The sequence below is a fragment of the Dehalococcoidales bacterium genome, from assembly GCA_030698765.1.
In the GTDB taxonomy this organism is placed as follows: domain Bacteria; phylum Chloroflexota; class Dehalococcoidia; order Dehalococcoidales; family UBA2162; genus JAUYMF01.
The window spans coordinates 1-7,999 of record JAUYMF010000181.1 but is presented as its reverse complement, the minus strand read 5'-3'; the positions used below and the strand labels follow the sequence as shown (position 1 = coordinate 7,999).

The 7,999-nt window shown below is 53.4% G+C and carries 7 protein-coding genes; 6 read left to right on the top strand and 1 reads right to left on the bottom strand.

Annotated elements, in window-relative coordinates:
* The 6 genes from Q8Q07_09165 to Q8Q07_09140 form a co-directional block, all read left to right on the top strand.
* Positions 1-689, top strand: a 689-nt coding sequence (locus Q8Q07_09165; GenBank protein ID MDP3880454.1) for a molybdopterin dinucleotide binding domain-containing protein, incomplete at its 5' end; no start/stop codon positions are given.
* Positions 690-697: 8 nt separating this feature from the next.
* Positions 698-1,384: a 4Fe-4S dicluster domain-containing protein gene (locus tag Q8Q07_09160; protein ID MDP3880453.1), complete on the top strand. Its 687-nt coding sequence runs from the start codon at positions 698-700 to the stop codon at positions 1,382-1,384.
* 11 nt (positions 1,385-1,395) lie between these two features.
* Positions 1,396-2,658: an NrfD/PsrC family molybdoenzyme membrane anchor subunit gene (gene nrfD, locus Q8Q07_09155; protein MDP3880452.1), complete on the top strand. Its 1,263-nt coding sequence runs from the start codon at positions 1,396-1,398 to the stop codon at positions 2,656-2,658.
* A 67-nt stretch (positions 2,659-2,725) separates the two neighbouring features.
* Positions 2,726-4,012, top strand: coding sequence for a 4Fe-4S binding protein (locus Q8Q07_09150; GenBank protein MDP3880451.1), 1,287 nt, complete (start codon positions 2,726-2,728; stop codon positions 4,010-4,012).
* Positions 4,013-4,025: 13 nt separating this feature from the next.
* The gene (locus Q8Q07_09145) at positions 4,026-4,250 is read left to right on the top strand and encodes a hypothetical protein (protein MDP3880450.1); all 225 of its coding nucleotides are present in this window, start codon (positions 4,026-4,028) and stop codon (positions 4,248-4,250) included.
* A 13-nt stretch (positions 4,251-4,263) separates the two neighbouring features.
* Entirely contained in the window at positions 4,264-6,330 is a 2,067-nt protein-coding gene (locus Q8Q07_09140) for a heterodisulfide reductase-related iron-sulfur binding cluster (protein MDP3880449.1), read from the top strand.
* 779 nt (positions 6,331-7,109) lie between these two features.
* Here the strand turns inward: Q8Q07_09140 and Q8Q07_09135 are convergent.
* Positions 7,110-7,999 (bottom strand): cytochrome c3 family protein (locus tag Q8Q07_09135; GenBank protein MDP3880448.1); only part of this gene is annotated, 890 nt, incomplete at its 5' end.

Genomic DNA, 7,999 nt, shown 5'->3' with positions numbered 1-7,999 from the left:
AGGGGCCGGTGGGGCGTTCCTTCACACGTATCGGTGATGACGCGCAGGGCTTTGTCCGTTACCGTGTGGAAACGCTCATACCCTGGGAAGAACTCAAGGAGAATGGCGTCTGGGTGGGGCCAGCTTATGAATATTACAAGTATGATCGTATCTTCGAAACAACGTCTAAGAAATTCGAGTTTTATTCCGGGAACCTGGAGAGACAGCTCCAAAGCATTGGGAAGAGTGCCGATAGCAGACTGGCTTATCTGCCCCATTATGAAGAAGCACAATCGTTAGGGAATGAAGTAGACTATCCTCTGCTATTGTCTACCTATGAGCCGGTGATGAATATCGAGAACGGCAATCAGAATTATCCCTGGGCGCAGGAGTTCTTCCTGGTGATGCACGGCGCCGGATGGACTAACTTCGCCGAGATGAATAGCCGTACCGCCCGTAGCCTGGGGATTAAAGATAAGGACACGGTCTGGGTGGAATCTGCCTCTGGTCGAATCAAGCTAACGGCCAGGGTCATTGAAGGGATGCATCCCCGGGTGGTCAGTATCGCCGTCGGCCAGGGGCATTATGCGGGTGGAGTATGGCAGAAGGGTATCGGCGTGAACCCTAATGAAATTATCGGCGTGGACTATGACCGCTTGAGCGGGCAGTCGTCCTTTTTTAATACCAGGGTCAAAGTTTACAAGGCGTGAGGTAGTAAATGGCAAGATGGGGGATGGTTATTGACCTGGACAAGTGTGCCGGTTGCCAGGCATGCTCGGTCTCCTGTAAAACAGAAAATGACGTTCCCCACGGCTCCCCTGAGGAGCATATCAGGAGGACGGCGCCTTTCTGGCATAAAGTGATTGCGGTAAGTCGCGGTGAGTATCCGGCGGTGGGTATTGACCTGATACCTATGCCCTGTATGCACTGTGATAACCCTCCCTGTGCCACGGTCTGCCCGGCAAAAGCGACCTACCGTCGTGATGACGGCATCGTTGTTCAGGACTTCCGGCGCTGTATCGGCTGCAAATATTGTATGATTGCCTGCCCTTACGGAGTGAGGAATTTTAACTATAAAGAACAGGCGGAGAAAGAATACCACCGCCCTGACCTGCCCCCCAACCGGGCAGACCGGGGCCCCTGGCCCTTCCCCCGGCGGCTGCACGGCGTGGTTGAGAAGTGTACCTTCTGTTTTCACCGGGTAGACCAGGGAATAAAGGAAGGTAAAGAGATTGGCGTTGATGTGGTACCGGCCTGTGCTGAAGCCTGCCCGACGCGGGCGATATCCTTCGGCGATCTGGATAATCCTGAGAGCCAGGTAGCAAAGCTGCTGGCGACCAGGGAGGCATTTCGACTCAGAGAAACGATGGGTACCAAACCAAAAGTGTATTATCTCCCCAGGTAAAAGGACAAGCGATGGCTTTAGAGTACTCGGCAGTTGAAGGTAAATCGAGGAACTACTACTTGTTGGTGGGAGTTCTGGGTGCATTGGTGCTGGCCGGGCTGGCCAGCTTCATCATCAGCTATCTGCAGGGACACCAGGTCTTTGGCGGCAGTAACGTTGTTCCCTGGGGAATGCCTATCGTCTTTCTTATCTATCTCATCGGGCTGAGCGCGGGCTCGCTGATAATCTCCTCGCTGACCTATGTTTTCGGGCGGGATGAGTATAAGCCTATCGCCCGTATGGCCGTGTTCATGGCTATCGTCCTTATTGTCGGCGCGCTGATATTCATCATGGTTGACCTGGGCCGCCCGGAGAAGTTCTGGCGTTTGTTCATGTTCTTCTACCTGAATAACATGACTTCCATGTTCGCCATCAATGGCATTCTTTATGGTGGCTATCTTACGATTAGCCTGGTCTACCTGGGGCTTATCTTTGCCAATCAACTGAAACTGGTCAAGATAATGGGGACAATCGCTGTGGGCTGGGCGAGCCTGGTGCACATGGGTACGGGGGCAATCTTCGGTTTCGTGGCCGCCCGTGAGACCTGGTTTTCCCCGGTAAGGCCGCTGGAATTCCTGGCGGCGGCGCTGACCTCCGGGTTAGCCCTGCTGATCGTTGCCGTGACGCTCACCCTCAAATTTACCGGCCGGGAAGTCAAAAAGGAAATGATAACCTCTCTCGGTAAGCTGCTAACCGCGTTCATTATTGTTCTACTGGTGCTGGTCTTTGTCGATAAAATGACGCATTACTACGAACCACACCGGGAGGCGGCGGCCTACATGCTGGCAGGTGCCGGTAGCTGGGTCTTCTGGGTCTTGCAGATTGGCATGGGCGCCGTCATTCCCCTGGCAATCCTGTTCAACCCGCGACTGAACAAGACCGTGCGCTGGATAGCCCTGGCGGCGGCTTCTGTGGTGATTGGCGTTTTCTTTGAGAGGTATTACCTGGTAATCACGGGGGCGGCTTATCCACTGGACTTCTATCCGGGGGAAATAGAGGGGGTGTGGGGGGTAACAGGTTCCTTCCCGGTAACTCCAGTGGAGACCATGATGTCGGTGGGAATCATCGCTTTACTGGGGCTTGTTTTTGTGCTGGGCTTGAAATATCTGGAACTGCTCCCGCCGCTTGAGGCTAGGGCTGAAGCGCCTCCGGCGAAGGTAACAGCAACCGAAGCAGCCGAGGTGAAAATAGAGGAGAAACCCGCCGCGGCGGAGAGCCAGGCTTCTTCAACCTAGGCTGAACCCGGATCATGAATGAAGCTGGTGTCAGCCTTTTGAATAGCAAAGGATTAGTGACAAGACAGTGATTGAACAGGAAATTGGTCACGATAGACTCAAGTTACGCTTCGTAAAGCCTGAAGGTAAAATCAGCCGGCGTGAACTTCTGAAGCTGGTTTTGCCTCGTTATGAAGTCATACCTTTTGTTGATGCCGCTTTGTGCCCGGGTAAACAGGATTGCGGGATTTGCCAGGATACCTGCCCGCTGAGTGCGATGATGGTTGAGGCGGGTGAGATTAAAGTTGATACTGCTTTGTGTTCCGGGTGCGGAGCCTGCGTCGCCGCCTGTCCGTTCCGGGCGATAAGTTATCCTACCTTTTCTCTGGAAAGTCTGGATGAAGAAATGGGGCGATTGCTGGCGGAGAATAGCAGTCCTTCTCCGCAGCCGGGTATAATCGTTCTTGCCTGTCAGCACTGCTCACCAGTGCCTGATGAGCGGCGGGCAGCGCCAACTCTGTCCGCTAACGTATTGCCCCTGACTATTCCCTGCCTGGCGATGGCTTCGCCCTGGTTGATGCTGCGTGCTTTTGACAGGGGAGCTTCAGGACTGGCGCTGTCAGGCCAGGGGAAATGCCATGATGGATTGAATCCAGGTATCTGGGAGCAGAATGTCCGCTTTGTCCGGGAACTGCTTGGTGCCTGGAATAGTGAAACGCAGCGTATCGGGATATTCGGTATTACCGGTGATACGGCCGGAATGGAAACTGAACTGGAGCGGTTTGCCGGAGAAGTAACCGGCCTGGGCCCCACGCCGTTAGCGGAATCTGAGCCTTCAACGGTTCCCGCCGAAGGTTTACTGCTTCCGACGCTCATCAGAGGTTTAAGGGATAAGCTGGGGGTAACGGAAACCGGAACAGTAGCTGCGGGCACGGCTCCTTTCGGCAGGCTGGAACTGGACTGTTGCCGCTGCATTGGTTGTGGTCTGTGCGCGCGTGACTGTCCGACAGAGGCGCTGACGGCTCTGTTGAATGATGAGACCGGAGACTATCAGCTGCTCTTCCGGCATGATTTATGTGTCGGCTGCGGCAGGTGTGTTGAGGTCTGTCCTGAAGATTGTATTCGCCTGGAGCCTGTGCTCGAACTTGATAAACTGGATAATCCCGCTGTGGTAATTTTTACCGACATGATGGTAAAATGCCGCGAGTGCGGTAACACTATCGGCCCCCGGGCGCTGGTAGCCGGATTACAGGAAAAGTTATCGGCAATGGGAGAGGCGATGGCGGCACAGTTTGAACTCTGCCCCGAGTGCAAGGTTAAGGCTCACTACGGCTATCAGGAGACTGCTCCTTCCGCTGAAGGCAAATCAGGTTGAGGTCTGCTAACATATGGATATGTTGCTCAGAGTAATTGCCATTATTGTTGAAGTAAGTATACTGGTAGCCATATTTTATGCCTTGCTCAACGGGGTACGGCTTATTATCTTTGACTTCGGTCTACGCGAAAAATACAGGAGACTGGTAAACATGGCACTGATGATAGTCGGCGTCATTGTCACCGTCTTTTTTATCTCGCACTTAACTTTGTTATATCCGACTATTGGCGCCGGATAGGCAGGAGGACAGTTTGGAGTCTTTACGGGAGCTTTTCTGGGCAGGGCAAGAAGTTTACATAACACAGGTATTTATGCCCATCATAATTGCTGTTGGTATTGCCTTCCCGGCCATTATCGCTCTTTTCGTCTTCGGCTTTATGCGGCGCTATCGATTGTGGAAGATTGGTCAGGCGGACAACCGCACGGACAACTGGCCTACCCGGCTGATGACGACCCTCGCAGTGGGTCTGGCCAACGTCAGGATTGTGAGGCCGAAAGAGCTATACCCCGGGGTAATGCATACCCTTATTTTCGGAGGTACGGCTCTCCTCTTTCTGGGAAAGATAATCAGACTGTTCTCCTTCGGCGGGCTGACGATACCCCCGCAAAGCATCTTCCTGTATTCTTCCTTGATTGCCGAGATTGGCGGCGTGTTCATTATTGTCGGCGGGGTTATGGCTATTTACCGTCGTTATATCCGAAAGCCGTCCCGGCTGGACACCAAGCCTGATGATAGCCTGGTCTTTGTCTGGGCGTTCCTGCTGGTGCTGACCGGCTTCATGATAAAGGGGTACCGTATTGCCGTCAGTGATATCACTCCTCCCGACTGGGCGATGTGGTCGCCGGTGGGCTATCTTATCTCCTATATCTTTCCTACCTTTATGACCGAAGCTAAAGACGAAATCCTGGTCTGGCACCGGGTGTTAATTCACACCATCCCGGCCCTTGTCTTTCTCGGTTATATCTGGCTGAACCGTTCCCGTTTGCAGCATATCGTCTTTTCCCCACTAAATGTATATTTCCGGTCGCTGAAGCCGAAAGGCGCCCTGAACCCTATCGACCTGGAGACTACGGAGACCTTTGGCGTGTCCACTATCGAGGGCTTTACCTGGAAGCAACTCCTTGACCTTGATTCCTGCACCCGCTGCGGGCGCTGTCAGGATGCCTGCCCGGCCTTCTTCAGCGGCAAGGCGCTCAATCCCAAGAAGGTTATCCAGGACCTTAAGGAACACATGAATGAAACATACCCGATACCACTGGTAAGGAAGGCTATCGAGTCCCGCAAGGACATGATTTCCGAAGCGATTACTGACGAGGTAATCTGGGACTGCACCACCTGCCGCGCCTGCCAGCAAGCGTGCCCGGTCTATATCGAGCATGTTGACAAGATGATAGATATGCGCCGCAGTCTGGCCATGGAGCGGAGCGAGTTCCCCGAATCCGCGCAGGAAGCGCTCAAGAGCCTGGGTACCAGGGAACATCCGTGGCGGGGGACTACCGCAACCCGAACTGACTGGGCGGAGGGACTGGGAGTGAAGGTGCTTTCCGAGGACAGCAATATTGACATTCTCTACTGGGTGGGCTGTACGGCGGCACTGGAAGACCGCAACATGAAGGTAAGCGCGGCTACGGCTAGAATCATGCAGGCGGCAGGGGTCAACTTCGGCATACTGGGACTTGAAGAAAGCTGCTGCGGTGACCCGGCACGGAGAATGGGCGATGAATACCTGTTCCAGACCCTGTGTCAAAAGAATATTGAGATCTTAAAATCGTACAATGTCAGTAAGATCGTGACTACCTGCCCTCACTGCTTTAACTCCCTCAAGAATGAATACACGCAGTTCGGCGGTAACTTTGAAGTCGTCCACCATACCCGGTTCATCACCGATTTGATTAAAGACGATAAGCTGAAGCTGGGCGGGCTGGATGTGGAGAAGGCGGTAGCCTACCATGATTCCTGCTACCTGGGGCGTTACAATGATATCTACCAGGAACCCAGGGATATTCTGGGCGCTATCAGTGGTATTAAGAAGGTAGAAATGGCCCGCTGCGGGTCAACCAGCTTCTGCTGCGGCGGGGGAGGCGGGCACATCTGGATGGAGGAAGAACCGGAGAAGCGGGTCAACGTAAAACGGACTCAGGATGTTATTGACGCCAAAGCCGATATGGTGGCTACGGCTTGTCCTTACTGCCTCTCCATGTTTGAGGACGGTCTGAAGACCAAGGAAGTGGCCGAGACGGTAAAAGCCATGGACCTGAGCGAGTTGGTGGCTCAGGCAATGATTATCCCCGGGGATAGCCTGAAAAAAAGCAGTTAGCCTTCCCGGCATTACACGTTCATGTCATTTCTTGCCGAATATTTGTCCCGTCTACGTCCTTTTTTCTTCGCGCCGTGATTGTCCGACCCCTGTCGTGTTAATTGGTTTGCAGTATTGAGATGTCATTGCTAGTGTCCTGTGAGGCTAATCATTGACCAATTCTCATTGTCATTCCGGACCTGGTGCCTGTCGCCAGGACAGACTTGATCCGGAATCCAGGTGGGGTTGTACGACTGTATTCCCGTTTTCGCGGGAATGACCTATTATTTACCTGACGCGACGCTAGTATATTTATTGCTTCGTCCCTCCGGCTTCGCCATGATATTACCAACCAGGACCAGATAAAACCTTTGGAAAATATTGATGTCCGGGAATATTATCTGAGGGATGTAATACCTGTCTACCTGACTGGTGGGGATGTTATGCAGTAAATAAATGCCGTAGCGTATATGCTGATTATACCGAGGCTAGGTGGGACTGTGTACCGAGCCTAGTTGTTTGAAAAAAGACTCGGTAGGTTTCACCTAGTGTGGTGCAAAGCAAAAATAGCTTAGTTAATCATTTCATCCATTCCGGGCCCATATCAGGTACGGGATAAACTCCTGCCGAATCCAGCCGTCACCGCCCTAACTGGATACCGACTCCCGTATCGGAGTGCGGATAAGCTCAGTCGGTATGGTTATCGGGCATATTAGCGAAGCTTTAGACATACTACATAGAAAGAAGGGAGACCTCATTAGGGTCTCCCTTCTTTTCGAAAGCTTTATCTTTGTTTTGTCTTACCGGATGGTGGCTCCGGGTACATCCTGGCCGGTCAACTGTTTGTAGGTTCTCTGTAGCACTTCAACGGAGTAGGCGGTGTTGTGGACACCTCCACTGCCGTCACTCTTAACCAGGTAGTAGTTCCAGAAAGCCTTAAGCTGAGCGTCACTGAGCTTCATTTTATCGAAACCGCTGCCGGGGATATTGCCCTTATCATCCCTGGGCAGTTGTGCCTCAAGCAATTTGATAAGGCCGTCAATCTCGTCCTGGATACCTTCGGTAGCGCCGTCACCATCGTAGTCACCGTAAGCCTTGCGGTTGAAGCTGGTTAGAGGCGAACCGGCATGGCAGCCGTCGGTATTACAAGATCCCACGTTTTCAATCTCCTGTCCCTGGTAGGTACCGGTCATATTCCAGGTATGTCCGCCGGCAGTGTTAAGGAGGGTTTCACCGTGGGAGACGATTACCTCGTTGTTATCAGCTACGGCTCCTTCGGGAGCGGCCGGGTTAGATGCCATGTGGCACTGGATACAACCCTCCTTCACTACTGATGCATGGGCTGACTTGCCGTAATCACCCTGGTCGTAGTCAAAGGCGGCGGCGGTGATGCCGTAGAAGTTATCTGCCTGGGTATTACCATGAGGCCCGCGACTGTTTTTCTTTGCCAGAAAATCAGCCTTGTAAACCAGGTCTCGCTTGTTGGCGTGACAGGACACGCAGAGGGCGGACTCCTCGGCGTCCACGGTAACCCCGTTGGGCATGGTTACCTCACCGCTGAGGCGGAGCTGGTGAGAAAGCGGTCCGTAACGCCCTTCCTTCGGTTCGGTAAAGGCATGGGGGTCATGGCAGGCGGCGCAGGCTACCGGCGGCTGGTCACCCGGCGCCAGCAGGTTAGCCGGTTTCTCGG